Source organism: Flavobacterium sp. B114r (assembly GCF_056824125.1).
Genome location: NZ_CP124858.1, coordinates 3,386,633 through 3,411,962 on the forward strand (window position 1 = coordinate 3,386,633; position 25,330 = coordinate 3,411,962).

General features: G+C 32.9%; 27 protein-coding genes. 20 read left to right on the forward strand and 7 right to left on the reverse strand.

Annotation, left to right across the window (positions count from 1 at the left end; genetic code table 11):
- Positions 1-232: 232 nt before the first annotated feature.
- The 3 genes from QLQ94_RS14560 to QLQ94_RS14570 all read left to right on the forward strand — a co-directional run bounded on the left by QLQ94_RS14560 (position 233) and on the right by QLQ94_RS14570 (position 3,814).
- Positions 233-1,285 (forward strand): NAD(P)-dependent alcohol dehydrogenase, encoded by a 1,053-nt coding sequence (locus QLQ94_RS14560; RefSeq protein WP_427402299.1) that lies wholly within the window; start codon positions 233-235, stop codon positions 1,283-1,285.
- A gap of 160 nt (positions 1,286-1,445) precedes the next feature.
- Positions 1,446-2,318 (forward strand): helix-turn-helix domain-containing protein, encoded by an 873-nt coding sequence (locus tag QLQ94_RS14565; RefSeq protein WP_427402300.1) that lies wholly within the window; start codon positions 1,446-1,448, stop codon positions 2,316-2,318.
- Positions 2,319-2,455: 137 nt separating this feature from the next.
- Positions 2,456-3,814 (forward strand): amidohydrolase, encoded by a 1,359-nt coding sequence (locus QLQ94_RS14570; RefSeq protein ID WP_427402301.1) that lies wholly within the window; start codon positions 2,456-2,458, stop codon positions 3,812-3,814.
- Positions 3,815-4,082: 268 nt separating this feature from the next.
- Here the strand turns inward: QLQ94_RS14570 and QLQ94_RS14575 are convergent, their stop codons facing one another.
- A complete protein-coding gene (locus tag QLQ94_RS14575; protein ID WP_427402302.1) occupies positions 4,083-4,673 on the reverse strand; it encodes a DUF4142 domain-containing protein in 591 nt (196 codons plus the stop codon).
- Between the two features lie 177 nt (positions 4,674-4,850).
- Here QLQ94_RS14575 and QLQ94_RS14580 point away from each other — a divergent pair, with 177 nt between their 5' ends.
- The 4 genes from QLQ94_RS14580 to QLQ94_RS14595 all read left to right on the forward strand — a co-directional run bounded on the left by QLQ94_RS14580 (position 4,851) and on the right by QLQ94_RS14595 (position 7,739).
- Complete coding sequence (locus QLQ94_RS14580) at positions 4,851-5,744, forward strand: XAC2610-related protein (RefSeq protein ID WP_427402303.1); 894 nt, start codon at positions 4,851-4,853, stop codon at positions 5,742-5,744.
- A 16-nt stretch (positions 5,745-5,760) separates the two neighbouring features.
- A complete protein-coding gene (locus QLQ94_RS14585) occupies positions 5,761-6,228 on the forward strand; it encodes a hypothetical protein (RefSeq protein WP_427402304.1) in 468 nt (155 codons plus the stop codon).
- A 77-nt stretch (positions 6,229-6,305) separates the two neighbouring features.
- Positions 6,306-6,965: a hypothetical protein gene (locus tag QLQ94_RS14590; protein WP_427402305.1), complete on the forward strand. Its 660-nt coding sequence runs from the start codon at positions 6,306-6,308 to the stop codon at positions 6,963-6,965.
- 378 nt (positions 6,966-7,343) lie between these two features.
- A complete protein-coding gene (locus tag QLQ94_RS14595; RefSeq protein WP_427402306.1) occupies positions 7,344-7,739 on the forward strand; it encodes a hypothetical protein in 396 nt (131 codons plus the stop codon).
- A 415-nt stretch (positions 7,740-8,154) separates the two neighbouring features.
- Here QLQ94_RS14595 and istB read toward each other — a convergent pair whose 3' ends face one another.
- Both istB and istA read right to left on the reverse strand, forming a co-directional pair.
- Complete coding sequence (gene istB / locus QLQ94_RS14600; RefSeq protein ID WP_056251131.1) at positions 8,155-8,892, reverse strand: IS21-like element helper ATPase IstB; 738 nt, start codon at positions 8,890-8,892, stop codon at positions 8,155-8,157.
- A gap of 15 nt (positions 8,893-8,907) precedes the next feature.
- Positions 8,908-10,455: an IS21 family transposase gene (gene istA, locus QLQ94_RS14605; protein ID WP_482497588.1), complete on the reverse strand. Its 1,548-nt coding sequence runs from the start codon at positions 10,453-10,455 to the stop codon at positions 8,908-8,910.
- 221 nt (positions 10,456-10,676) lie between these two features.
- Between istA and QLQ94_RS14610 the strand changes: the two genes are divergently transcribed.
- The 8 genes from QLQ94_RS14610 (at position 10,677) to QLQ94_RS14645 (ending at position 15,851) form a co-directional block, all read left to right on the forward strand.
- Positions 10,677-10,991, forward strand: a complete 315-nt coding sequence (locus QLQ94_RS14610; protein ID WP_482497590.1) for a hypothetical protein — start codon at positions 10,677-10,679, stop codon at positions 10,989-10,991.
- A gap of 109 nt (positions 10,992-11,100) precedes the next feature.
- Entirely contained in the window at positions 11,101-11,553 is a 453-nt protein-coding gene (locus QLQ94_RS14615) for a hypothetical protein (RefSeq protein ID WP_427402308.1), read from the forward strand.
- 36 nt (positions 11,554-11,589) lie between these two features.
- Positions 11,590-12,042, forward strand: a complete 453-nt coding sequence (locus QLQ94_RS14620) for a guanylate kinase (RefSeq protein WP_427402309.1) — start codon at positions 11,590-11,592, stop codon at positions 12,040-12,042.
- Between the two features lie 464 nt (positions 12,043-12,506).
- The gene (locus tag QLQ94_RS14625; RefSeq protein ID WP_427402310.1) at positions 12,507-12,824 is read left to right on the forward strand and encodes a hypothetical protein; all 318 of its coding nucleotides are present in this window, start codon (positions 12,507-12,509) and stop codon (positions 12,822-12,824) included.
- A gap of 512 nt (positions 12,825-13,336) precedes the next feature.
- Positions 13,337-13,576: a DUF7218 family protein gene (locus tag QLQ94_RS14630; protein WP_271338107.1), complete on the forward strand. Its 240-nt coding sequence runs from the start codon at positions 13,337-13,339 to the stop codon at positions 13,574-13,576.
- 192 nt (positions 13,577-13,768) lie between these two features.
- A complete protein-coding gene (locus QLQ94_RS14635) occupies positions 13,769-14,854 on the forward strand; it encodes a DNA topoisomerase IB (protein ID WP_482497592.1) in 1,086 nt (361 codons plus the stop codon).
- Between the two features lie 110 nt (positions 14,855-14,964).
- Entirely contained in the window at positions 14,965-15,126 is a 162-nt protein-coding gene (locus QLQ94_RS14640; RefSeq protein WP_271338103.1) for a DUF1328 family protein, read from the forward strand.
- Positions 15,127-15,203: 77 nt separating this feature from the next.
- Positions 15,204-15,851: a DUF5661 family protein gene (locus QLQ94_RS14645; RefSeq protein WP_271338101.1), complete on the forward strand. Its 648-nt coding sequence runs from the start codon at positions 15,204-15,206 to the stop codon at positions 15,849-15,851.
- A 112-nt stretch (positions 15,852-15,963) separates the two neighbouring features.
- On the opposite strand, the gene QLQ94_RS14650 is transcribed toward QLQ94_RS14645, so the two are convergent.
- Both QLQ94_RS14650 and QLQ94_RS14655 read right to left on the reverse strand, forming a co-directional pair.
- The gene (locus QLQ94_RS14650; RefSeq protein ID WP_427403110.1) at positions 15,964-16,464 is read right to left on the reverse strand and encodes a hypothetical protein; all 501 of its coding nucleotides are present in this window, start codon (positions 16,462-16,464) and stop codon (positions 15,964-15,966) included.
- A 178-nt stretch (positions 16,465-16,642) separates the two neighbouring features.
- A complete protein-coding gene (locus tag QLQ94_RS14655; protein WP_271338097.1) occupies positions 16,643-16,954 on the reverse strand; it encodes a hypothetical protein in 312 nt (103 codons plus the stop codon).
- 189 nt (positions 16,955-17,143) lie between these two features.
- Here QLQ94_RS14655 and QLQ94_RS14660 point away from each other — a divergent pair, with 189 nt between their 5' ends.
- From QLQ94_RS14660 to QLQ94_RS14670, 3 genes are all read left to right on the forward strand, one after another.
- Entirely contained in the window at positions 17,144-17,716 is a 573-nt protein-coding gene (locus QLQ94_RS14660) for a YciE/YciF ferroxidase family protein (RefSeq protein ID WP_271338095.1), read from the forward strand.
- 76 nt (positions 17,717-17,792) lie between these two features.
- Complete coding sequence (locus QLQ94_RS14665) at positions 17,793-18,524, forward strand: DNA-formamidopyrimidine glycosylase family protein (RefSeq protein WP_427403111.1); 732 nt, start codon at positions 17,793-17,795, stop codon at positions 18,522-18,524.
- Positions 18,521-19,234: a DUF72 domain-containing protein gene (locus QLQ94_RS14670; RefSeq protein ID WP_427403112.1), complete on the forward strand. Its 714-nt coding sequence runs from the start codon at positions 18,521-18,523 to the stop codon at positions 19,232-19,234. The genes QLQ94_RS14665 and QLQ94_RS14670 overlap by 4 nt, the downstream gene beginning before the upstream one ends.
- Before the next feature lie 571 nt (positions 19,235-19,805).
- Here QLQ94_RS14670 and QLQ94_RS14675 read toward each other — a convergent pair.
- A complete protein-coding gene (locus QLQ94_RS14675) occupies positions 19,806-20,306 on the reverse strand; it encodes a pyridoxamine 5'-phosphate oxidase family protein (protein WP_271338089.1) in 501 nt (166 codons plus the stop codon).
- A 253-nt stretch (positions 20,307-20,559) separates the two neighbouring features.
- On the opposite strand from QLQ94_RS14675, the gene QLQ94_RS14680 reads away from it, so the two are divergent.
- The gene (locus QLQ94_RS14680; protein ID WP_271338087.1) at positions 20,560-20,991 is read left to right on the forward strand and encodes a response regulator; all 432 of its coding nucleotides are present in this window, start codon (positions 20,560-20,562) and stop codon (positions 20,989-20,991) included.
- 5 nt (positions 20,992-20,996) lie between these two features.
- Here the strand turns inward: QLQ94_RS14680 and QLQ94_RS14685 are convergent, their stop codons facing one another.
- Complete coding sequence (locus tag QLQ94_RS14685) at positions 20,997-24,206, reverse strand: PAS domain S-box protein (RefSeq protein WP_427403113.1); 3,210 nt, start codon at positions 24,204-24,206, stop codon at positions 20,997-20,999.
- A gap of 226 nt (positions 24,207-24,432) precedes the next feature.
- Between QLQ94_RS14685 and QLQ94_RS14690 the strand changes: the two genes are divergently transcribed.
- Positions 24,433-24,771: a hypothetical protein gene (locus tag QLQ94_RS14690; RefSeq protein ID WP_271338084.1), complete on the forward strand. Its 339-nt coding sequence runs from the start codon at positions 24,433-24,435 to the stop codon at positions 24,769-24,771.
- Positions 24,772-25,330: the final 559 nt, after the last annotated feature.

Below are 25,330 nucleotides of genomic sequence, written 5' to 3' on the forward strand. Positions count from 1 at the left end.
ACTTTGCGCCTTTGCGAGAATTATTTTTTTTCACGCAGATTTAAACAGATTTGAGCAGATATTATTTAATTAAAATCTACCTAAATCATATTAAATCTGCGTGAAATTAACCCAAAGAAAGCAAAAAAACGTCATTTTAAATATAACAAAAACCTTCGTGTCTTAGCGCCTTCGTGGCATTTTTCAAATCTAAAAACAAAGAAAACCTGAAACTTTAAACAAATATTTTTAAATGGAAACAAAAAACATAAAAGCCTTTGGCACAGAAGCTGCCGAAGCACCGTTACAAACATTAGACATACAACGCAGAACGGTATTATCACACGATGTCGAAATTGAGATTTTATATTGCGGAATTTGCCATTCAGATTTGCATTCTGCCAGAAACGAATGGCACGGAACGGTTTATCCAATAGTTCCGGGACATGAAATTGTAGGTAGAGTAACAAAAATTGGCGATCACGTAAAGCATTTTAAAGTTGGCGATTTGGCCGGAGTAGGCTGTATGGTTGATTCTTGTAGAGAATGTGAGCATTGCAAAAATGATTTAGAGCAATTCTGCGATGAAGGAAGTACTTTAACATTCAATTCTCCTGACGTTCATTTAGGCGGTCAGACTTTTGGTGGATATTCTCAAAGTATTGTAGTCGATGAAAATTATGTATTGCATATTTCAGACAAACTTGATCTTGCCGGAGTTGCACCTTTATTATGTGCAGGAATCACAACTTATTCTCCTTTAAAGCACTGGAATGTTGGTCCCGGACAAAAAGTAGGAATCGTTGGTATTGGCGGTTTAGGACATATGGGAATCAAATTGGCGAAAGCAATGGGCGCTCATGTGGTAGTTTTTACAACTTCATTATCTAAAACCGAAGATGCAAAACGTTTGGGTGCAGACGAAGTAGTTTTGTCTACAGATCCTGAACAAATGGCAAAATATGCAAAATCGTTAAACTTTATCTTAGATTGTGTATCTGCAGAACATAATATCGATTCTTATCTAAACTTACTTAAAGTAGACGGAACTCTTACTTTAGTTGGTGCGCCTATGGAACCGCTTCCTGTAACTTCGTTCAGTCTAATATTAGGAAGAAGAAGTTTTGCAGGTTCTGCAATTGGCGGAATTGCTGAAACTCAGGAAATGCTGGACTTTTGTGCAGAACACAACATTACCGCAGATATCGAATTAATTGGCGTTGATGAGGTAAACCATGCTTACGAAAGATTATTAAAAGGAGATATTAAATACCGTTTTGTAATTGATATGGCTTCTTTGAAGTAACAAAGGTTCAAAGGTTTTTTACTTTGCTCCCGATAGATTTCAGGATTGCGCGAGCTAAAAAAACAAGCATAAACAATAAAAAAAAGGTTTGACTTGAAAATAGTCAGACCTTTTTTTATTGTTTTAAAAAACGGAGACGATTTAATTATTAATTTTGAAAGTGAACAATCAACCACTTTTTTCTTTGCAAAAATATTCGATTCCTATTTTATCCGTTGGCAATATACTTGGAGAAGAAACTTTAGGTATTACCTTATTTCGCCATAGTGTCAAGGGACGAAACGAATTCGAACAGCCTCATAAACACGACTTTTATCTTGTGTTTTTTGTAGAGAAAGGCTCAGGTGTTCATAATGTCGATTTTACACAATATAAAGTAGACGATTATCAGGTTTATTTTATAAGGCCCGGTCAGGTACATAACTGGTCGCTCGATGTTGATACTTCAGGGTTTCAATTAATGGTTTCGGCAGATGTAATTACTATTTTTTCGAATTTAGGAGCATTTCCATTTTTTGAGCAAAGTGTTCCGTCTTGTATTTCTTTAACTCAAAAAGAATTTGAGGAATTTAAAGATCATTTACATGAAATAGAAGTAGTACTTTCTAATAATGATTTGCTAAACAGAGAAATAGTTTTGCTGCGTTTGCATTTACTGCTGAAATTATTGCAAAAAGAATATTTGGTTCAATATCCGGAACACGATTCTTCGACCAAACCGGAGAAAATAATAAAAGGATTTCATGCTTTAATTGATGATCATTATAATGTGGAATCATCAGTGAATTTTTATGCTGACAAATTAAATATTACACCTAATTACCTTAATATTCTTTCGCAGAAATATTTAAAGATACCAGCAAGCGATGTGATAAAACAAAGAACCATTCTCGAAGCCAAACGGTTACTAACCAGTACCCATTTATCTATTAAAGAAATTGGCTATCAGCTTGGTTTTAATGACAATACCTATTTTACTAAAGTATTTAAAAAATATACAGGAAAAACTCCCGGTGATTTCAAAAAGTTATAATTTTTACCATCCTTATCCGCAATATTACCGTTCCTGTTTTAAGTTTATAACGATTTTTGCAATGTAATATATTCTAATTTTATTAGAATGGTATTGCAAAAACACATAACAAACTCAAAGAAGGTAAAATATAATTTATGGAAGAGCATAAAATTAGCAGAAAAAAATTCTTAGGATTAGGAGCCGCAGCAACCGGTGCAGCTTTGTTTTCAGGAATTGGCGGCAATGCAGTTGCGCAAGTATTGCCACAAGAAAATAAAACAGCTTTAAACGAATATCTTTTGATTAATGTGCGATTAGAAGATGGTTTTGAATACAACGAAAAAAATGAAGTAATTGCTACTAAAACAGCACTTTATACAATTCATGTTGCCAATGGAAAAATTAAAAGTATCACGACAGGAAAGTCTGCTTTGAAGTTGAAAACAGTTGACGCCAAAGGACTTTTGATGCTTCCAGGATTGCGTGATATGCACATTCATATTGATAAAACCTATTATGGAAACGGGACCTGGAATGCAGCGCCAAGAAAAGGATATACGGTAAAAGATATGATTACGCTGGAGCAAAAGTTGATTCCGCAATTATTACCCGATTCTCAGCATAAAGCAGAAGAAGCTATTAAACTCATGCAAAGTCAGGGAAGTTATTTTGCACGTTGCCAATGTAATATCGATCCTGTAAGCGGATTGAAGAGTTTAGAACATTTACTTGCCGCATTAGATAAAAACAAAGATAGTTTTGGGTGGGAAATTGTTGCTTTCCCGCAACACGGAATCTTATACTCGCAATCTGAATCTCTATTAAGGGAATCAGCCAGTATGGGAATTGATTTTATTGGCGGACTTGATCCAACCAATGTCGATGGTAATATGGAGAAATCATTAGATACTATGTTTCAAATTGCAATCGATACGAATAAAGGAATAGATATTCATTTGCATGAATCTCCACCATCAGGGAAATCTGCGATTGAATATATCATTAAAAAAACAGAAGAAAATAAACAACTTCAAGGAAAGACCTATATAAGTCACGGTTTTGCTCTTGCCAAAATGGATCCGAAAGATCTGGAAAAAATAGCAGAGCAAATGGCAAATCTGGGAATAGGAGTAGTCTCCGGAATTCCGATTGGGAAAACCATAATGCCAATTCCAACCTTGAAAAAGTACGGTGTAAAACTCATGACAGGAACAGATAGTATTGTCGATCACTGGCAGCCTTTTGGGACGTGCGATATGCTCGAAAAAGCAAAATTATGCGCACAATTATATGGCTGGACAGACGAATACAATTTAAGCAGAGCTTTGCACATTGCAACAAAAGATGAAATTTTGCCACTTAATGATTCAGGAGTACGAGTTTGGCCAGCAGTTGACAACGAAGCTAACTTTATTCTGGTAAAAGCAAGCTGTTCTGCCGAAGCCGTTGCGCGTTTGCCTAAAAGAGAAGGCGTTTTTTATAAAGGAAAAATTATTGCGGGCGATATTTCTTAAGCTACTAAGTTACTAAGGTTCTGAGTTGCTAAGTTTTAACCTTTAATGTTTTAACAGATTAACATTTTATACGATTTGATTAAGAATTAAACTTAAAAAAGATGCACTGTAACGCATCTCCTACGGTAAATTGATCGTCTTTTTTAAGTCTAAGAAAAAAGACTTAGAACCTTAGCAACTTAGCACCTCAGAACCTAAAAAAGAAAAACCCCTTAAGCAATTCAACTCTTAAGGGGTTTTTTTGAAAATAAATAATAACCAATTAAATTTATTTCTTTTTATCTAAGTCTTGTTTTAGCAATTTCGCATGCTCCAAATGAGCTGTTAGCGGTGCTATACTATTTGATGCCCAAAGCTTAACATCTTGATCTTTTGCATCTTTAGCTGCTTTTTGCAATTTGTCAATTGCTTTTTCGTGTCCGTCGATCATCATATCAGCGAACTTTTTATCAAAGTCAAGACCAGATTTTTCGTTTAGTTTGTTGTATTCCTCTTTTCCATCTTCGGTAATCGAAGTAGGTAAAGTGAAGTTTTTAGTTTTTGCCAAAGCACTTACTTCAGAAGCTGATTTGGTATGCTCATCAACAAGCATTTTTCCAAATTTCTTAACCTCAGGATTTGTACTTTTTGTTTGCGCCAGTTTTCCAATTTCGATTTCAGCAAGATTTACTTCCGCTTGATCTACTAAAAATTGAGAGTCATCTTCTTTATTATTAATAGTGTCGAATTTTTCTTCGTTTGCATCTTCTGCAACTTCTTTTGGATCTTCTTGTTTTGTTTCATTTTTACAAGAATTCAGGGATACTAATAATAATCCTGCTCCTAAAATTACTTTTCCGGCTAATAGTAGTTTTTTCATGATTTAATAGTTTAAATGTTATAATGTAAAATTATTCAGATTGTGTGAAGAATGCCTTACAGGATTTTTGAATAATGTTATATGATTTGGATTTATCAAAAATTAATATGTAATACAAATAGTATTATATTCGCAATGCTAAATAATCAAGCCAATATAAAACGAACCTGACATTATATGAATGTAATAACCCCCAAGGTCACACAGAAAATTTTGACAGCATTACTTTTTTTAGTTTCCCTTGACTTAGCTGCTCAAATATCTTATACAGGATTTATAGATAAGTATCCAATAGAATTTATAACAGATCTTAACTCCGAGGGATCAGGAAATGCCATTTATGCCTATTCTAATTATGATACTCCTATCGAAATAAAGGGAATTTTAAAGCAGAAAATATTAACGTTCTATGAAAAAGATAAAACAGGCAAGAACACTGCTAAAATGACTTTTGAAAATTTTAATCCCAAAAGCAAGAAGTTAGAAGGAGTATGGACGGATCTGAATACAAAAAAAGAGCTTGAGATTACCTTATCAAAAACATTCGAAGTTGAATATGGAGATGCAGCAGAATGGAAAAACATAGAAATTTTGCAACCGGTTTCTTTAAAAGGTAAATACTTTAAGCTCATTATTTCGAAAATTAAAGGTGGATATGCGAAAGTAACCGGAGTTAAAATTCTGGAGAAAAAGACCGACAAGCTAATTCAGCAAATTGCTTTAGAATGCGAGCTTTGGGGACTAAACAATATAAATACCGGAGATTATAACTTCGATGGTATCGAAGATTTCTCTGTCTTCGAATCAAGTTATGCGGGGCCTAATACTTCAAGATTGTATTTTTTATATAACCCAAAGACCGGCAAATATTTCGAAAGCAGTTTTAGTGGTACTTCATTACAGTTTGACAGTAAAACCAAAAGAATTGAAGAGCGTAATCAGTGTTGTGCAGGTCGAAGTGTTACTACTGCAAAGTATAAAGTGGTAAATGATAAGATGGTTTTAATAAAACAAACCTGCCTTGAATACGATGACAAAACGGGAGATTATAAAAAGGTAAAATGCGATTAAGTTTATTTTAATATTCATGAGAAGAAATGTATTGATGTATTTCGCTTTTATTTTCTTTTTTTCATGTAACCAGATAAAGGAAAACCAAAGTAATGCTAAAGAGAATCTGATCAAAACAGAGTCAGTAACAGAAAAGAAAAGTTCAAAATCTTCAACTAAAATTGTTTTAGGAGTTGACAAAGACGAAATAAATGCTTTAGTAAAAAATATTTACGAAATAAATGGTGAGGTGTTTATTGATCTTGATTTTGTTCAGATAAAATTTAAAAATGTTGATGAAAGAGTCGTTATTAATGAAAACCCAAAAATAAGAACTTATAAAATTGACTCAGAATCACTTATTTATTCAAAGGATTGTAAAACTTTAAACCTAAAAGAATTAATTAGAAGTAAAAGCAAAATTTTGCAAGACAAGACTATTATTTTAGTTGGAGAAGCAAAAGGTGGAAGAATGCAAAGCTTAAATTTTGGTTGTTATGGTTGATTTATAGCGGTAGATAGTTTTTATATTAGATACGGAAACATTGTTTAGATAATAAAAAAGAAAAAAATGCAACACTTATGATAAAACCATTACAAATACTCTTATCATTGACTGTAGTAATCTTTTTAGGTTGCGAGAAGAAAGTAAGTGATTTAGAATATGAGAAAGATGTAATGACGGCTCTTTTTCCTGATTTAATAGATGAGATTTGTATTGATTCAAGAATGTTTGGCCCGCCGCCTCTTTTTGATTCAATAAAAAGTATTGAAGAAAATAAGCGAAAGAAAATAGAGTGGGAGAATACCCAGAAAGCAATTGAAAAAGATACTTGTAAACTAATTGTAGCATTTAATCCGCAAATAGAAAATAGCTCGAAAGATTTAAAAGAATACCTGGAAAAACATTTCAAGGGTACCAAAATTTTTTATCCAAAAATAGAAGCTGACACAGTTTATACTATAGATTTTAAAAATATACCGCTTAAAGGTAAATTCCAGCTTAGAAATATTTCTGAATTTCCAAAAGACAGATATGAGTTTTGGCGTACCAAATATGATTTTGTTTTTTCAGGAGTAGTTTATTTTTCACGAATACAATTTGACAAAACTAAAAAGTTTGGAGTGTTAAATGCAGGATTTACCTGCGAAAGACATTGTGGTAATGGTTTTAGGATTTATATCAAAAACATAAAAGACAAATGGGTTATCGATGAGATTGAGGGCACTTGGGTTTCATAAAGAGAAATCGGATTTGATGTAACGGTAATTATTAAAAACAACCTTAAAGATTCATGAAAATAGTAAAAAAATATCCGGTATTTGTTTATTTATAGCCACATTAGTATTGTCATTTGCCACATTAGTTACTTTCCTGAGAGCTATTTTAGACACTATAAAAGAAATTAAGAGTGATGTATGGGAAGGAATAGGTTACGCTTTTGGATGTTTACTTGTAATAGTATTATTGATCGTAATAATAAGGTTTATGTTTAAATGGAGTTTAAAATTAATTAGAACAAAAGAACAGCCAGAGGATTCTATAGATGAAATTGGATTGTAGAATAAGTAATGACATAAATTTATAAATGAAACTTTTATATATCAATAAAAACAATAATGATAAAGGACAAAATGATTTATTTCTTGGTATTCGTGATCATTTTATTAGGTTATTTGAACTATTTTTCAACCTATGTTATGCCTTGGCAAAAAGAAGAAGCAATTAAGTCTGCTTTACTTTGGGGTGGATTAAAAGAAATTCCTAAAAATGCTAAAATTATTAATCTTGAAAAGCACGGAAGTTCTTTTACAAAACAGTTCATAATTGAATTTACAAGTTCAAAATCTGAATTAGAACAATGGATACGTAAAAGCAAACGATTAAAAAACAATATTCCAAAAATTCAATTAAACATTAGGACTTATGAAATTCATCCTGGAGAAATTAATTCTTATGGAGGAAGAGTAAAAATTAAACAAGATACAGTTTCGATTAATATGAGTTGGAGTTAAAGATGATCTCAATATTAGAGTCTTTATGCGCATGAGGAAATACATAATTGATCAAAACATAAAGCTGTAAAACGTTATTATATTTTAAAGAAAATAATTAATCAATTATTAAGAACAAAAAACATTACAATAAAAAAATAACATGCAAATTAACTCAGAATTTAGAAAAGCATTAGGAAGAAGAATAATATTTGGTTGTCTGCTTTTCATTATAACCTTAATCTATATTTTATATGCTTTTTTGGGGAATAAAGTGCAAATTCCGGTTATATTGATCACCCCATTCCGTTTTAAAGTGAGCACCTGATTCCAGTTCAAAATGACCACCTAATTCCGGAGCAAAATGACCACCTCCGTTTTTGATTAAAAACTATATTTTTTCATCTGTTAATTAGTATTCAAATATAATAAAATATCATTCTTTGTTTATTCCTCTTTTCTTTCTCATCGATTCTCCATGTAATTCAAGCCTATGAGATTGGTGTATAAGTCTGTCTAATATTGCATCGGCTATCGTTTTTTCTCCGATTATGTCATACCAGCCTTGAACTGGGATTTGTGATGTCACGATTATAGAGCCGTTATTATGCCTGTCCTCTATGATCTCCAAAAGAGTAATTCGGTTATGGCTGTCAAGTGCCTGGAGTCCAAAATCATCAAGTATTATAACATCCTGTCTTTGTATTTTTGTAAGTTCCCGCAGATAAGTGCCATCTGCTTTAGCCATTTTTAGTCTAGCAAACAATTTTGAAGTATTAAAATAACTTACCTTAAAACCCTGTATACAGGCTTGATAGCCTAATGCTGTACCTAAATAACTTTTACCGACCCCGGTACTTCCAGTGATTAAAATGTTTTCATTTTTCTCTATAAATTCGCATTCTGCCAGACGCAGTACCATGTTTCTGTCCAGATTACGTGATACATCAAAATTGATACTTTCAATATTTGATTTGTAATGGAATTTGGCATTAGTGATACTTCGTTCAATACGACGATTGTACCTTTCATCCCATTCTGCATCAATAATCATCGATACAAACTGGTCAAGGGTATAATGATCTGTTTTTCCGCTTTCAATGGCTGTTTTAAAAGCATTAAACATGCCATAAAGCTTCATTTGTTTCATTTTGGTTACTGTGGATTCATTCATTTTTCAAGATTTAATTTAGTTATAATAGTGTTTTCCTCTTATGTTACTATGATCAGGAAGTTCCTGCTCAGGTTCTTGATCAAAATCAATATGATCCAAGTTGTTTTCTAAAATATTTTGTATGGTCTTAAAATTGTAAATTTTAAAATCAAGTGCCCGCCTGCAGGCATTTATTAATCGCTGTCTGCCTACCTTTTTTTCAAAATTCAGTATTCCTAAACAGCTTTTATAAGCCTGTTCCGGATGATTTCTGCTTTCGATTATCTGCATTATATATTCTCCTACTGACTCATCAATATTATTAGCCCATTCAATGAAGCGGGCAGCACTCCATTGGGCTACAAATTGATGTGTACTGGCTAAATGCTCAGGAGTTGTTGTATAGACATAAGGTTTGTAGTTTCTTGGATGTACAGCTATTCGATTGTATTTATAATAAATCTCTACTGTTGATTTGGTATATAACAGCTTGGCTTTCTTCTTTACATATTGATACGGAACGCTGTAATAGTTTTTGTCCTGGCTTAATTGAACATGACCGTTTTGCATTACTGTTGCAAAAGACTGGTATTTAATTTCAAAACGATCTTGTGGGAGTGGACGCAGTTTTTCTTTCTCGTCTTCTAAAAATAATTCAAAGCGGGAATAAGGGCGTCCTGTCAGTTTTCTGTTATTGTGAGAGTCAAGTAAATCCCAGATCTGCTGGTTTAATTCTTCCAGAGAAAAGAACTTAATTTCTTTTATGGTTACATAAATCCTTCGATATAATATCTTAACAGCTCCTTCAACTAATGATTTGTCCCTGGGCCTGTAAGCTCTGGCAGGTAAAATTGTAGTTTCGTAATGTTCTGCTAAATCAGCCAGGGTTTCATTGATTGTCGGTTCAAAACGACTGCTTTTTATTACTGCAGATTTTAAATTATCCGGAACAATGGCGGCAGGAGTGCCTTCAAAAAAGCGCATGGCATTTTCTACCGAGTCAACAAAGTTTTCCTTTTGCTGGCTCATGGAAGCTTCAGCATACGTGTATTGGCTAGCGCCCAATATTGCTACAAAAAATTGTACTTCTTTGACTTCTCCAGTATCTATATCAATAATTGAGAGTGTCTTTCCAGCATAATCGACATACATTTTATCACCAGCCTTATGGTTCATGTGCATGACCGGATTAACTCGTTTGCCCCATATATTGTAATGATAATGAAATTGTGAAGTTCGATAACCATCCGGATTTACAGTAATATATTGTTCCCACATATGCTGTACGGTAACGCCAACTTTTTTTAGTTCACGTTCCATTTTAGGAAAAAAATCATAAAGTGTCTGTAATCTCGGGCTAATGGCCTCTACACTAGTCTGGGAGAATAAAAGTTCCAGCTCTGCATCGGTTTTTTGGTCGATTAATTCAAAGCTTAATCCGAGAACTTCGAATAAAGAAATATATTTCTTTACCGTATTTCTTGAAAGGGATAAGTAGCTACTTATAAATAACTTACTCTTTCCATTACAATAGAATTTAATTACTTTTCTAATTTTACTCATGTCTGTTATTTTGTTTGCCATAATCCGTATATTTTTAACGAATGTATGGTTCTAACAACATGAAAAAATCAATAGTTTTTAATCATTAATTAACCACAAAACTTGGTGGTCAATTTGCTCCGGAATTAGGTGGTCAGTTTGCTCCGGAACGGGTGGTCAATTTACTCCGGAATTAGGTGGTCAAATTGACCGGTTTTTCCAATAAAGAGTCACCAATAAATCCTCTTACGGTTATAGTTTTTATGGTATTTGCATTTTTAATTTATGCATCACCAGACCTTTTTAAAATTTGTAAATTAACGATTACCGAAACCGGAATCGAAAAAACAATGGCAATTACAGGTCAAAAGAAATTTATTCCTTTTGAAACTATTTATATGATCAAGAAAGGAAAAATTAAACTTCAAAACAGGGGAGGAGCTGCTATATCTGATGGTTTTTATTTTAGTACACTTATCCTCGATAATAAGGAGAACATAATCATTTCGCCAGATCATTATGAAAATTATAAGGAGATCATAATGACTATTAAAAATAGAGCAGGTTTTGAAGATTAAAATTTAATAATTGTTCTCTTTTTTAAAGCGTTTCGAAGATTTATGGAGTTTCGCTCGTGAGCACAATCAAATTAATTTAAATCTAAATTTAAAAAAAAGATAGATAATAATGCAGATTAAATCAAAATTCAGGAAATTATTCTGGGTAAGAATAGCAATCGCTTTTCTGGTTTTTATTGCTACATTGTACTTATTCCTAAACAGTATTTCGCAATATTCACAACTTCGTAAAAATCCTGTATTTATTGTATCGTCTGTGTTTTTATTACTATTTCTTTGTGCAGCGTGGGATTTGTTTAAGGTTTTTAAATTAATTGTTACAGATCAGGGAATTGAAAAAGTCTTATTAATTTCTGGTCGAAAACAGTATATTCCTTTTACAAGTATAATTGGTCTAAAGAAAAGGAAAATTACAAAACAAGGTAAAGCCGGACAATTAACGGATGGTTATACTATAAGTATTCTGGAATTAGAAAATAATAAGACTTTAGTTATTTCGCCTGATGTTTTTGAAAACTACAATGAGATTATATTAGTTGTTAAAAATAATGTATGGCCTTAAAGTATATCAGAAAAAAATGAAAAGTAGTAAAGAGCGATGGAAAAACAATATAGACGAGGAAAATATGCCACATATATAGATCAACAGTATGAACTTTATGAAACAGACGAAGACAATATCTGTGAATTAGTTGACAGAAATTCTAGATTTGAAGAATTAAGGAAGTTTGGTTTTGTGAAATCAAATGAAGTAAAAAGCTATCTAAAAATCGAAAAAAAATTAATACAAGATGCTTTTCTTGTAGAAACATACGTAAGGTATAGTGGTTTTAAATTCTTTTTGGAAAATGTTTTTGAAAAGAAATATATTTTGCGTCCGTTAGATGATGCAATGAATCATTTTAAAGACTTTCCTAAACATGGTTACGATCCAATATATGAAATAGAAGAATATCAAATAGAGGAAATTTGGGAAGAAAGAAAAGCATTAGATGAATTTGTTTTTGATACAGAACCAATTGTTTATAGTAAAACAAAAATTGATTTGTAGAATTGATCTTGCTCTTTTCGAAATCTGCTCTAAAAAACCCTTAGGACTAGCATGGTGAAAAGCACTATGAATTAGAAACGATTGCTGTATTAGCTATGTAAGGACAAAAGCCTAATCGTAAAAACCTTCATTAGATTATATTGTTATTTTCTGACAAAGTTATTTTTTCTTATAATCGATGTTGTTTATTTGCTTTTGTCCTTTCAGGGCAATGATCTCACTTAATTTAGTTTCGTACTGCATTGAATTACGCTAATTTTTTTTAGGCTTTCAGCCCGTTTTTTAAGGCTTCGTACGCTTTTGTGATTACTCTTGAATACAAGTTTTTGGCAATATAAAACAATCAAAAGCAGGAGATTGACAGTTCTTCAGTAAAAAGATATTTTCAAAAATTATATCAAACGTTTTGTTCAATATTATATATTTATAAAAAACTAAACATGTAATAACCAAAATAGTGAGGAATGATTAATATAGATTTTAAAAAAGAGAAAGGAAAAATTGATGGAATTATAAATAAAGCGTTAACAGATTATCAAAACGAAATAGATCTGATTAATATTGATGACTGGACATTAAAATCTAAGGAACTATTTATTGATAAATCCTATAATGGTTATAGTTCTCAAAGTACGCAATTCATTAATAACAGTTTTCCGGATATTAGTCGTTCTGTAGACAGTAATGCCAGATTGATATTATATTTATACACATCAGAAAGAGATTCTGAATTTGATTTGATCAAAGAAAAATTAGTTGCAAAAATTGGCAGATCTATATAGTAATAATAGAGAATAAAAAAAGCCTTGATTTTTTAAGGAGGGCACTGAAAAACATCCCTTATTTTTGATCAGGTTTATTTTTTAGACAATAAAAAACGCTTATAACAGGATTTAAAAATATCCGTTATAAGCGTTTTTCGTTTTATAACTGTTTTTTATTTGCGGTTACATAAGTCTGTTTTTGACTTATAGAGAGGTGTTTTGAGTAATCATGTTTGGGTTGTAATTTCTTTATATCAATTTCAGTATTCTTTTTAAATTGACCGTAAAAATAGCCATTGCACCTTGCATACTATCCCATAAGATGTTGCTCTGTCTTTAGCAAGAAAAAGATTGGAAGGACAGCGGGAAATAGCTTCAAAAAAATCTAATAAAACTTTATCTCTGCAAATCTTCTCGTATAGAGTTAATTATGAAAATATATCGCAGAATTGTATAACGACTAATTTATGGTTTTTGAGGAATTTTGATATAACAAATTTCTAAGTTATTAACCTCAAAATTTTTCAGTCATGCCAGATGCAAGAATTAAAAACGAAAAACAATATCAAGCACTTTTAGAAATTGGGTATAGTAAAGAAAAAGCAGCCCGAATTGCCAATACGCCAGATTCTGGCGAAAAGGGCGGAAGAGCAAAACCATATGACGAATGGACAAAAGCTGAATTATACGAACAAGCCAAAAAAGTTGGAATCGCAGGACGCTCGTATATGAGCAAAAAGAATCTGATTCATTCGTTGCAAAATAACTAAAGAAGGTTTACAAAAAAAAAAACATTTTTTTTACATCAAGCACTATGCGTTTTTTAGATAAGTGAAACGACTTTTTTTTAAGCAAACAAAAGATATGGTTTTATGTATTTAAAGATGTTTGAATAATCGAAACCAACATTAGTAAAATAGAGTTTAAAAATATAAATGCCACAATAAACAAACAAAACGATCATGAATGCAGCTGCAAAAACCGAAAAACTAATGAATCAATTGATCAAAACACCGCATTTGGTAATTGATAAATTAGATTTAGTTTATGTAAACAATCAAAAGTTGCCTATAGAACGATGCAAATGCGATGATGGATTTGTTTATAAAAAGAATGGACGGTGTATTAAACAAAAAAGCGAACTGAAACGCTTTAGCAGTTTGGTGCTTCCGCCGGCTTGGGTAAATGTTCAGATTTCGGATTTGCCAAACGGACATTTGCAAGCAGTGGGTTTAGATGTGAAAAATCGAAAACAATACAGATATCATCCTAAATGGAATTTGATCCGCAATCAGACCAAATTTTATAAAATAGCCGAATTTGGAACTAAGTTGCCTTTGATTCGAAAACAAGTCGATGAAGATCTTGAAAAGAAAGAATGGTCTAAAGAGAAAGTGGTTGCTCTTGTGATTCGATTGATGGAGGAAACACACATTAGAATTGGAAACGAGAAATATGCCAAAGACAATAAATCATACGGATTGTCGACTTTGCGAAAACGCCATATCAATATCAATAAAAATACGCTTCGGTTTGAATTTACAGGAAAAAAAGGGGTACAGCATACAATTACGACCCGAAATAAAAAATTAGTAAAATTAGTTAGTCGCTGCGAGGAAATTCCGGGTTGGGAAGTTTTTAAGTATTATGATAAAAACGGCGAAAGAAAAGTGCTCGACAGCCGTATGGTCAACGAATATTTGCATGAAATCTCAGGAGAATATTTCAGCGCCAAAGATTTTAGAACCTGGGCAGCATCGATTGTGTTTTTTGAAACTTTGATGGAGATAGGAACTACAACAGACGAAAAAGAAATTAAAAAAAATATTTTATCTGCCTTTGATACAACGGCCAAAGCCTTGGGAAATACCAGAAATGTATGCAAGAATTACTATGTTCATCCGTTATTGGTTTCGACCTACGAAGATGGTTCGATCCAGCAATATTTTGATCGGGCAAAAAAATGCCGAAGCACGAAGGAACATTTTTCGCATAGCGAAATTGCGTTTTCAGAACTTATTCAGAACTATCAGATCAATTTATTGTAAATCAGGTTTGATAGCACTAAAAAAATAATGTTTAGAGTTAATACATCTCTTTAAAAAGTATGAAATTTGAGTAACAAACAAAATCATTATCAACTAAAAAACACAAGCTTATGTTACGTTATACAGTCATTTTTATTATTCTTGCGATCATCGCCGGAATATTTGGTTTTGGAGGAATTGCTGCAGGAGCCGCAAGTATTGCCAAAGTTTTATTCTTCATATTTTTAGTCTTATTTATTATATCACTAATTAGCGGAAGAAAAAGAATTTAGTCAGCAAATAAATAACAATTAAAAAACGACACATATATCTCGGTAAATGTGTCGTTTGCATTTAAAAAATAAATATTATGGGAACTAAAAGTGGTGCTTATCAGGATGTCTACATAAAAAGAGACAGTGAAATGGTGAGTTTAAAAAACGATGTAACAGATTTTTGCGAGAAATATATAAAACCTGTACATCCTGAAAATTGGGATTGGTCGACACGTGATTTCGAAAATCCTGACAATGATCCTACAATTGCCGAAGCAAGGGCGATAGGAAATGTCGTTTTTAACGATTTAAGCGATCAAAAAGAAACAGATGTTGATTTGTCTACCATGAACAATGTTGAGTCGATTAAGGCTTATTTAAATCCAAAAAGCAAATACCACGCTTTTAATATGGAAGAATTTGCTTTTGCGTTGAAAGTAGAACTCGAACACGGAAAAATTAAGGATGTTAATGTAACCAATAATCATCCGTTTTTAACAGCAATGATAGCATTGGCGCATATGACCGAAAGTCTGACGTACTACAAAAGACTGAAAGTAATGGAGGCAGAAGGTGAAATTTATGAAATCATGCGTAAAATCGATAAAGTCACAACAGGAAAAGATAAACTACTGGAAGAACTAATTAAAGCCGAAGAAGAACTAAAAGAGGCAAGGGCAGGACTGGCAGAACGCCTGGAAAAAATGGACGATATCCCGGTTCTTGAAATTATTGGGGATTAGTTTTTTTTAGGTTCAAAATCACAAAGGTTCAAAGCAGCAAAAGACAAAGTATAGAAACTTTGAACCTTTGCGACTTTGAACCTTTGTTCCTTTTTAATTTTTTGAAAAAAAATTAAAACTTCCTCGGATATTCTACATCTTCTTCCTGAACATCATCTTCGATGTATTCATCCTCTTCTTCATCCTCGTCGTCATCGATATCGTCCAGATCATCTTCGGTTTCATTTAAGTCTTCCTCTTCTCTTTCCAGAGATGCCTCAGACGGATTATCAAGTTCGTCATTTACATCATCGACATTGTTGCCGTTCTGATCCAGTTTTTCTTTGTATAAATCATCGCTATCATGCTTTAGATCATCTTCGTCATGAAAGTCATCGTTCAGGTCTTCTTCGTCATCAAGTTCATCTGGATTTGGTTTATCGGGATTATGACCATTTCTAACGGTATAACCACGTTCAGCGATTTCTTTGTTACTATCATCGCCTTCTTTCATTTCATCGATATTATACATTTCTTCGTTCATAAGTGTATTTTTATCTGTCGTATCTGGATTCTGATTTCTAGGATCTCTATTTCCTTTAATCATGCTGTTTTTTTGATCTGTAGTATTCATGATTTCTGTGTTTTAATATTTTTATATTACAAATCTATAACGAAACCCACCGATTGTATTATAAAATTATGTGATGTAATTGTATAATTAACAGATGGTTATATTTTATTTAAGTTTACAACAAAAAAAAGACCGATATGTAAATAACAGTCTTTTGTGTTTAGTATGTTCAGAAACATTAGTTATCGTTTCTTTCTAAATCATCATCATCAAAATGATCTTCGTCTTCGATATGTTCTTCGTCATCCAGATTGTCAACATCAATAATTTCAAATTCTTCGTCCTGATTATTGTTGATGTAGTCGTCCTCATTTACTGCCTGTTCTTCATTTGGGATATTTTCATTTCTTGCAATATTGTCTTTCTTAAGAAGATTGTCAATCGCATTATCAATTAAAATAGCCGTATCAACATCTAAATGTCCCCTTTGATATTTTTGTTGAAAGTAAAGTTCAGCTTCCTGATAGGTATAGTCTGTATATGTTTTCATTGTAATATGTTTTTTTAATATTGATACTACAAATCTATCTCTCAAAGCAAAAAAATGTCTTACAGAATTCTAAAATCTAATTGTATAATATACAGGTGCTTAGAATGAAATTTTAACTTATAATAGTATAACCGGCCTGATAATCAAGATGGTAATTTTATCAAATATTAATTAGCAAAAATTATTACCATGAAAAGTACAGATAGCAAAAAAGAGACAGCTTCTAAACCAGAAGTAAAAAAAGGAGCTACAAAAGCAAAGTCAGATGCAGCGTCAGGACTGACAGAATTATTTGAAGATGGATTAAAAGACATTTACTGGGCCGAAAAGGCTTTGACCAAGGCAATACCTCTCATGACCAAAAACGCAACGTCAGAAGAGCTAATAGACGCTTTAAACAATCATTTGATCGAAACCGAAGAACATGTAACAAGATTAGAGAAGGTTTTTGCGCTAATTGGTAAAAAAGCTTCGGCAAAAAAATGCGATGCGATGGCCGGCTTAATCGAAGAAGGGAAAGGCATTATTGAAGAAACAGAAATTGGAGTTGTGCGTGATGCAGGTATTATCGCGGCAGCACAAAAAATAGAACATTACGAAATTGCTACATACGGAACTTTAAGACAATTTGCAGAAACTCTTGGTTTGCCTGAAGCTGCCACAATCTTAGAACAAACACTTGACGAAGAAAAAGGAGCTGATAAAAAACTTACAGAAGTGGCTGTAAATGCCGTAAATCTTGAAGCTGCAGAAGCAGATTAATTCACAACATAAATATCCTGAAAAGTGCGACCGCCAGGTTGCACTTTTTTTAGTTTATAAATTTAAAATTGATATTATGCCAGAAGGTCCGTCTATAATAATTCTAAAAGAAGAAGTACAGCAATTCGCGGGACAAAAAATAATCGAAGTTGATGGAAATAGTTCTATTGACATTGAACGTCTCAAAGACAAAACAATTCTTGATTTTAAAACATGGGGAAAACATTTTTTAATTTGTTTTGATGATTTCACCGTTAAGATTCATTTGCTCATGTTTGGAACATATCGAATAAACGAACGCAAAGAAACCAAGCCAAGATTGAGTATGATTTTTTCTAACGGAGAATTGAATTTTTATACATGCTCAGTTAAAATTCTCGAAGGCGATATTAATCTTTATTACAATTGGAGCGAAGATGTAATGAATGAAAAATGGAATCCCAAAAAAGCAAAAAAAAGTTTAGATAAAATTCCGGACGAAATGATTTGTGATGCAATCCTGGATCAGAATATTTTTTCGGGAGTAGGGAACATTATTAAAAATGAAGTTTTGTACCGATGTAAAATTCACCCCGAATCTTTGATTGGAAAAATCCCGTCTAAAGATTTAAAAAATATTATCAACGAATGTTCGATTTATAGTTTTGAATTTCTGGATTGGAAGAAAAACTATGAATTAAAAAAACATTGGCTCGCTTACACCAAAAGTGTTTGCTTGCGATGCAATCTTCCCATTCACAGGAAACACACAGGGAAGAGAAATCGCAGAAGTTTCTTTTGTACCAACTGTCAAAAACTACACGTATGAAAAATCAGGTTTTAATAGGCTGCTCAAGTTTCAATAATCGCTTTTGGAGAGGGATTTTCTATCCTGACAACTTGTCATCTTCTAGATGGTTTGAGTTTTATTGCCAGTACTTTAGCACGTATGAGTTCAACGGAAGCTTTTATAAGTTTCCAACAGTTAGAATATTTGAAAACTGGTACAAAAAAACACCCGAAAATTTCATTTTTTCCGTAAAAGCACCAAAAGAAATTACGCATATTAAGAAATTTTCTGATTGTCAGGACCGTATAAATGAGTTCTATAATGTATGCAAAACAGGTCTGAAAGAGAAATTAGGCTGTATTTTATTCCAATTTCCTCCCAGTTACCAATTTAGCACCGAAAAGCTCCATCAAATCATCTCTAATTTAGATTTAAACTTTCAAAACGTGATCGAATTTCGTCATGAAAGTTGGTGGAATGAAGAAGTTTGGAATGCATTTCGAGAAAATAATATTACGTTCTGCAGCGTCAGTCATCCGCAATTACCGAGCACTATTTTTAAAGATTTTCCGCTAATTTTTATTAGATTACATGGAAAACCCAAAATGTTTTACTCCAGTTATCTGCCTAAAGAGTTGCTTTATATAAAGGAAGTAATACATTTAAAATCAGCATTTGTGTATTTTAATAATACTGCAAGTGAGGCAGGGGTCCTGAATGCTTTAGAACTAAAACATATGTTGGAATGATGTTTTTGAGTATTTGAAAAATTTAACTGTAAAATACTATGGTATTCGATCAGAATTTATCAATTTATGAACAAGAGAATCGTATTTAGCATTCGAAGTATAGTATTTTAATCAGGTGCAATTCTCACTTCTGTCAATACGATAAAAAAAACACAATCTTGGTCATTTCTACAAAGGAGAAATCGCATCTAATATTCGACAAAAAACGCAATCTCTGTCATTTCGATGCAGGAGAAATCGCATCCAATATTCGACAAAAATGCTTCAATCTAGTGTGATCTCTCCTCTATCGAGATGACAAAAAAACGCAATCTGTGTCCTTTCGACGAAGGAGAAATCACATCCAATATTCGACAAAAATGCTTCTAATCGAATGCATTTTTTTCTTGATTGCGATCATGAAAACACAATCTGTGACATTTCGACGAAGGAGAAATCGCATCCAATATTCGACAAAAAATGCTTCCAATCTAGTGTGATCTCTCCTTGGTCGAGATGACAAAAAAACACAAAAAAAAGATCGGTAGTTTCTATTTTAGAAACTACCGATCTTTTTTTTACTTTTTAAATACTACAATTTCAAAGTGCCTTCAATCCCGTCGTCCATGGTTTTTCCGGTTACAAAAGCAGTTGCCATTTTTGCTATGGCGACCATTTTTCCGTTTTTATTGTTCCAGTAATAACCATCTTCCGGAACTACCTTAATAACACTTAAGTTGGGATCATCTTCGCCTTCGGGCATCCAAACTTTTACAATTGGATCGTACAATTCTTTAATTGTTTCCCTATCATATGATATACTTGCGCTCCCATGCAGTGTCAGGAATTTATCGTGTGGCTCAGAGAAAAACAGTTCGACTTGCGGGTTAAGGCTTATCTCTGCATTTACGTTGCTATTTCTGTCAGATAAGAACCAGAGCTGACCTAAATCGTCAATTTTCTGGACTGACATTGGGCGTGATTGCAGTCTGTATTCATTATATGTACAAAACATACACGTTTTTATGTTTTCTGCAAGATTTTTTATTTTATCTACAGCAAATTCGTTTGTAAGGTCTTTATGATCTCCCATGACTTTATTTTTTATAATTTATAACTGATTAATTTGTTAATACGCTCATTTTATGAGTAATATGTGTGTGATTTTTGTTTAACACTACATACTAACAAAATTCAGATTTTTGCAGCTTTTGAGCTTACACAATTAGATTTAAAAATTATGAGATTTCAATTACTAAATTTTTATTTGTTACTCTAAAAGCAATTGATTTTTCTATAAATTTGGTTATCTTTGAGGGAGAAAACACCCAATTTACAAATAACACATGACTGATTTTACTATATTTTATACTGATGATGATGAAGATGATTTGAGCATTTTTACAGATGCAGTAGAGTCATTGCCAAAAAAAATTACACTTCAAACATATAGTGGGGGAGAAAAATTATTAGATGCTATTTATAATCCGCCACCTACGCCGCATGTAGTTTTTTTAGATTTGAATATGCCAGGAAAAAACGGATTCGATGTTTTGACTGAGCTTAGAAATTCTGAAATAAAAAATGATATTCCGGTTATTATCTTCTCGACTTCAAATGAACCAAGTATAATAGAAAGATGTCGCATTTTAGGCGCTAATTACTTCATTACAAAGCCCGTTTTGATGAAAGATATTATAAAGTCTATTAATCACGCCTTAGAGATCGATTGGAAAAAATTTAATCCAACAGATAAAGACTTCGTTTATAAGTTATAATAAACCTACTGTAATTCAGGAATGTAAATATCAAAAGTGGCGCCTTTATTCTTTTCGCCACTTGCTGTGATAATTCCTTTATGGTTTTCTACAATCTTTTTTACAATAGCCAGGCCTATTCCTGTGCCTGCAAACTCAGTATCAGTGTTTAAACGTTTGAATACTTCAAAAATACGTTCCTTGTATTCGGCGTCAAAACCAATTCCGTTGTCCGAAATCTTAAGATGATAATACATTTTATCAGGGAAATCGACAAGTTGTTTTATCTTATTACCTTTAATTCTGTTAGCTTTAATTTCTATGATTGGAGATATGCCTTTTTTAGAAAACTTAAGGGCATTTCCAATTAAATTGTGAAGCAATTGTCTGAATTGAAACGGAATAATTGTAGCTTCTCCTAATGGATTAAAAATAACCTGAGCATTTTTTTCTTCAATACGTTCTGAGAAATCACTTATTATTTCTTCGGCAATATCATCAAGATTCACTTTTACAAAGACTCTTTCGGCGGAGTTTGTTCTCGAATATTCTAAAAGGTCCTGAATTAGAGTCTGCATCCTTTTTGCTGCAACTTCAATTCGGCTGAGGTAAGTTTTGGCTTTCGCCGAAATATTCTGCTCATCTAAATCTGATAATCGGCTTGCGAAGGTTTGAATTTTTCGGAGTGGTTCCTGCAAATCATGACTCGAAATATAGGCAAAAGACTGCAGTTCAATATTCATATTGATTAAATCCCTGTTTTTAATTTCTAACTGTTCCGTGCGTTCAGAAACTTGTTTCTCAAGCTGGTTTGTAAAATTCTTTTGATCCTGAATGTCAGTACTTGTACCTACCCACATCTGAATTTTTCCTGTGTTATCTTTTTGAGCAATTGCACGGCTTAACTGCCATCTGTATTCGCCATCATGACGAAGAAAACGATGTTCTAATAAAAAATCATTTCCTGTTTTTATAGCCTCTATCCAGGCATTTACATTTGCTTCCCGATCTTCAGGATGTACAATCTGAAGCCAGCCTTTTTTTACAATTTCGTCAACAGGAATTCCGGAATAGGTATAAACAGATTGATTAAAATAATTTAGATTCCCCAACGAATCACTTGTCCAGATATGCTGTGGCATAGAGTCGGCGAGGAGTCTGAATTTTTCCTCACTTTTTATCAATGTCTCCTGATTGTTTTTTTCATCCGTGATATCTATAATAGTCCCCAGCATTTTTACGGGTTTTTTGTTCTCGTCAAAAAATATCTTCCCATGTGCTTTTATCCAGCAAATAGAATTATCCGGTTTTATAACGCGTGATTCGTATTTGTAAATACTTGTTTTCAGTGCTAAATTATAGGCGTTTTCAAGAATAATCTGATCATCAGGATGAACCTGAGCTTTAATCTGTGCGCGGGTTATTTTAGATACTTTATCATGTCCAAAAATAGTTGCGAGATTTTCTGAGTAAATTAAATCCTGAGTTACAATATTTAAATCCCAAGTTGCAATTTCGGCAATTTCAACAGCTAATCTGGCACGTTCCTCGGCAACTTCTACCTTTTTTCGGGCTTCTACTTTTGATGTTATATCAGTTACAGTTACCATCACTCCTGAGGCTTTCCCTTCTTTTTCTAATAATGGAGTGTATTGATAATCAAGATAAAACTTTTTAAGTTCTCCTTTTATGTCTATGTATGCAATTGCTTCGTTTTCGCGAATAATTTTTTTATTCAAAACAACCTGATCGAGGAGTTCCGGGTATTTTTGTTCTGATAATTCCGGGAAAACTTCCAGAATGGGCTTACCTATAGTTTCCTTTTTCTTTCTTTGCCAGATGGTCTTCATCATGGTATTGTTGGCCATCTCGATAATGTGATCTTTCCCTCTAAAAATTGCCATTGCAATAGGAGAATCCATTACTAAATTTCTAAAAGCTTTTTCACTTTCAGTTAAAAGATGCTTTGCTTTTACAGCTTCAGTAACTTCGTGAGCCACAATAATAACTCCTTCAATATTGTTGTTTTCTTCTCTTAAAGGATGAAAAACTAAATTAAAGTAACAAACTTCCTGTTTGCCGTAACGATTTAGAGTAACTTCTAATTCATCCGAATAATAGGGAATGCCTTCCTGATAAACCTTAGAGAGTAACGGATAAACAGTCTCTTTTGCTTCAGGAACTGATTGAAATATGGGTTTGTTTAAAACATAGTCTTCAGTTTTATCAATGATCTGAAGATAAGTACTATTAGCCATTTCAACCATCAGATCGGGACCTTTAAGAATCGCTATTCCAAGCGGAAGCTGTTTTACAGTATTCCTGAAACGTTTTTCACTTTCCTCAACCGCTGTTCTGGCAATAACCTGTATAGTAACATCATTGGCTATTGCAACAATGCCGGAAATGGTTCCGTCCGGTTCTTTTAATGCTTCATAAACGACATTGATAAAAGTATTTTCGATTTTACCTTTTCGGGTTAACTTAACGGGTAATTCGTATGCTGTAAATCGTTCTCCTGTAGTATATACGTTTAGTAAAACATCCTCAAGTCCTTGACCTGTAACCTCGGGCAATGCTTTAAAAATGGGCTGATTGATTACTTCTTCTATCTTTCGTTCCCAAATTTCAAGCATTAATTCGTTCGCAATTTCAACAACATAATCGTTGCCCCTAAAAATGCACATCGCATTAGGAGTCTGAAGAATATTATTGCGATAGCGTTCGTTGTTATCTTCTAAATTTTTAAGGATTTTTACCTTATCAGTTGTTTCATTGCAAATAACCAGAACTCCATCTACTTTTCCATCATCATTATTTACGGGACTATAGCTAAAAGTCCAGTAAACATCTTCCATTTTCCCGTTTCTGTATATAGGCAAATATTGGTCTTCATGCCATGTGGCTTCACCCAAAGTAAGAACCTGATCGATTAATGGTTTAATAAAATCCCAGATTTCCGGCCAGAACTCAGCTCCTTTTTGTCCCAGTATTGCAGGATGTTTTCCGTCATTTCCCAGACTTGGGCGATAAGCATCATTATAAAAACAAATTTGTTCCGGTCCCCAAAACAAAAACATTGGAAATTTTGAGTTTAAAAGAATTCCTAAAGTAGTACGCAAACTTTGCGGCCATGAATCAATAGCGCCAATTGGAGATTTTGTCCAGTCTTTTGCACGCATTAATGCGCCCATTTCGCCTCCGTTAGTAAGGAAATTGTGATTTAAAGTACTCATTAAAAGTTGTTTCGTTTTGGTGAACACAATATAGTAAACTTAATAAATAACATTGTTTGCAAATATTGTATATAGATAATTGTTAAAATTAGTAAAATATTTATTGATTTGATTTTGATTTTTTGAATGAGCTAATTTTTAAATCAATTGAGTTAATTTAATTTGAATTGAATGATGAAATTTGATTTAACAACAGATTTGAAAAAATCTTAAACTCAATCGAATCATGAAAAAAGAGCAAAAACACGAAACTGACTATATAAAAAAGTACCAGGACGAAGGTTATACTTCTAATTTTTTATTTACAGATGGTACCTTACTAGATTCGGAGACAAAATATGCATATGCACCAAATGAGATTTTTATTGTAGCACATCACCGTTACGAAGGAATGAGTGACCCTGATGATATGTCTATTTTGTATATAATCGAAACAAAGGATCAGATAAAAGGAACACATTTAATAGGATATGGTCCAACTGCTGATCTGGAAGAAGCTGAATTTTTTAAAGATATCCCAAAGGCAAATTATGCTAAGAATGCGGATATCAATGAACTTACATAAAATAAAATAGAGAGTATTTTTTATTTTGCTGGGGAGCAGTTGTTTCAGATTTATCTGGAGCAGCTGCTTTTGTTGTGTGCCCAGCATGGGCGGTAACTCTAGGGTGTAAGTCCCGAACACGCCTTTACAGTGGGAAGTGTTAGCTGAATGCAAGGGTGTCCATCGCGAGGTGGAATCTGAAGGAAGCAGTAGGCAAACTCTTGACCTGACGAACAGAAACTATATAATAGGCCAAAGATGTTGGATAAGGTTGCAACACAAACTGAAGTCCAAAACTGTACGGAAACATGATGGTAAATATAGCAGGTATATGAGAGGAAAGTTGTCGTTCTTACCTGGGGAGGTCTTATAGACATAGGGGGAGTTTTTTTTTTAAGAAAAGCACTTATGGATAACAATTGCTATAAGAAGTCAGCAGAGGTCATAGTAGGTACTGTAAATGAGTACCGAAGGACTGAACTTAATTAAGTGAGTAGTAAATGAATGTTACCTATGAAGGCACGAATGCAGAAAATATCAAGTAATTTGATAACTACCTTGGGAAGGATAGGACGGAATC

Excerpts from the sequence above, each read along its gene's own strand:
- QLQ94_RS14680 (WP_271338087.1), top strand. The coding sequence starts at position 20,560 with ATGACTGATTTTACTATATTTTATACTGATGATGATGAAGATGATTTG.
- QLQ94_RS14670 (WP_427403112.1), top strand. The coding sequence starts at position 18,521 with ATGAAAAATCAGGTTTTAATAGGCTGCTCAAGTTTCAATAATCGCTTT.
- QLQ94_RS14625 (WP_427402310.1), top strand. The coding sequence starts at position 12,507 with ATGATTAATATAGATTTTAAAAAAGAGAAAGGAAAAATTGATGGAATT.
- QLQ94_RS14665 (WP_427403111.1), top strand. The coding sequence starts at position 17,793 with ATGCCAGAAGGTCCGTCTATAATAATTCTAAAAGAAGAAGTACAGCAA.
- QLQ94_RS14690 (WP_271338084.1), top strand. The coding sequence starts at position 24,433 with ATGAAAAAAGAGCAAAAACACGAAACTGACTATATAAAAAAGTACCAG.
- istB (WP_056251131.1), bottom strand. The coding sequence starts at position 8,892 with ATGAATGAATCCACAGTAACCAAAATGAAACAAATGAAGCTTTATGGC.
- QLQ94_RS14590 (WP_427402305.1), top strand. The coding sequence starts at position 6,306 with ATGATAAAACCATTACAAATACTCTTATCATTGACTGTAGTAATCTTT.
- QLQ94_RS14675 (WP_271338089.1), bottom strand. The coding sequence starts at position 20,306 with ATGGGAGATCATAAAGACCTTACAAACGAATTTGCTGTAGATAAAATA.
- QLQ94_RS14595 (WP_427402306.1), top strand. The coding sequence starts at position 7,344 with ATGATAAAGGACAAAATGATTTATTTCTTGGTATTCGTGATCATTTTA.
- QLQ94_RS14635 (WP_482497592.1), top strand. The coding sequence starts at position 13,769 with ATGAATGCAGCTGCAAAAACCGAAAAACTAATGAATCAATTGATCAAA.
- QLQ94_RS14630 (WP_271338107.1), top strand. The coding sequence starts at position 13,337 with ATGCCAGATGCAAGAATTAAAAACGAAAAACAATATCAAGCACTTTTA.
- QLQ94_RS14610 (WP_482497590.1), top strand. The coding sequence starts at position 10,677 with ATGGTATTTGCATTTTTAATTTATGCATCACCAGACCTTTTTAAAATT.
- QLQ94_RS14560 (WP_427402299.1), top strand. The coding sequence starts at position 233 with ATGGAAACAAAAAACATAAAAGCCTTTGGCACAGAAGCTGCCGAAGCA.
- istA (WP_482497588.1), bottom strand. The coding sequence starts at position 10,455 with ATGGCAAACAAAATAACAGACATGAGTAAAATTAGAAAAGTAATTAAA.
- QLQ94_RS14660 (WP_271338095.1), top strand. The coding sequence starts at position 17,144 with ATGAAAAGTACAGATAGCAAAAAAGAGACAGCTTCTAAACCAGAAGTA.
- QLQ94_RS14615 (WP_427402308.1), top strand. The coding sequence starts at position 11,101 with ATGCAGATTAAATCAAAATTCAGGAAATTATTCTGGGTAAGAATAGCA.
- QLQ94_RS14655 (WP_271338097.1), bottom strand. The coding sequence starts at position 16,954 with ATGAAAACATATACAGACTATACCTATCAGGAAGCTGAACTTTACTTT.
- QLQ94_RS14685 (WP_427403113.1), bottom strand. The coding sequence starts at position 24,206 with ATGAGTACTTTAAATCACAATTTCCTTACTAACGGAGGCGAAATGGGC.
- QLQ94_RS14570 (WP_427402301.1), top strand. The coding sequence starts at position 2,456 with ATGGAAGAGCATAAAATTAGCAGAAAAAAATTCTTAGGATTAGGAGCC.
- QLQ94_RS14640 (WP_271338103.1), top strand. The coding sequence starts at position 14,965 with ATGTTACGTTATACAGTCATTTTTATTATTCTTGCGATCATCGCCGGA.
- QLQ94_RS14575 (WP_427402302.1), bottom strand. The coding sequence starts at position 4,673 with ATGAAAAAACTACTATTAGCCGGAAAAGTAATTTTAGGAGCAGGATTA.
- QLQ94_RS14645 (WP_271338101.1), top strand. The coding sequence starts at position 15,204 with ATGGGAACTAAAAGTGGTGCTTATCAGGATGTCTACATAAAAAGAGAC.
- QLQ94_RS14585 (WP_427402304.1), top strand. The coding sequence starts at position 5,761 with ATGAGAAGAAATGTATTGATGTATTTCGCTTTTATTTTCTTTTTTTCA.
- QLQ94_RS14650 (WP_427403110.1), bottom strand. The coding sequence starts at position 16,464 with ATGAATACTACAGATCAAAAAAACAGCATGATTAAAGGAAATAGAGAT.
- QLQ94_RS14580 (WP_427402303.1), top strand. The coding sequence starts at position 4,851 with ATGAATGTAATAACCCCCAAGGTCACACAGAAAATTTTGACAGCATTA.
- QLQ94_RS14620 (WP_427402309.1), top strand. The coding sequence starts at position 11,590 with ATGGAAAAACAATATAGACGAGGAAAATATGCCACATATATAGATCAA.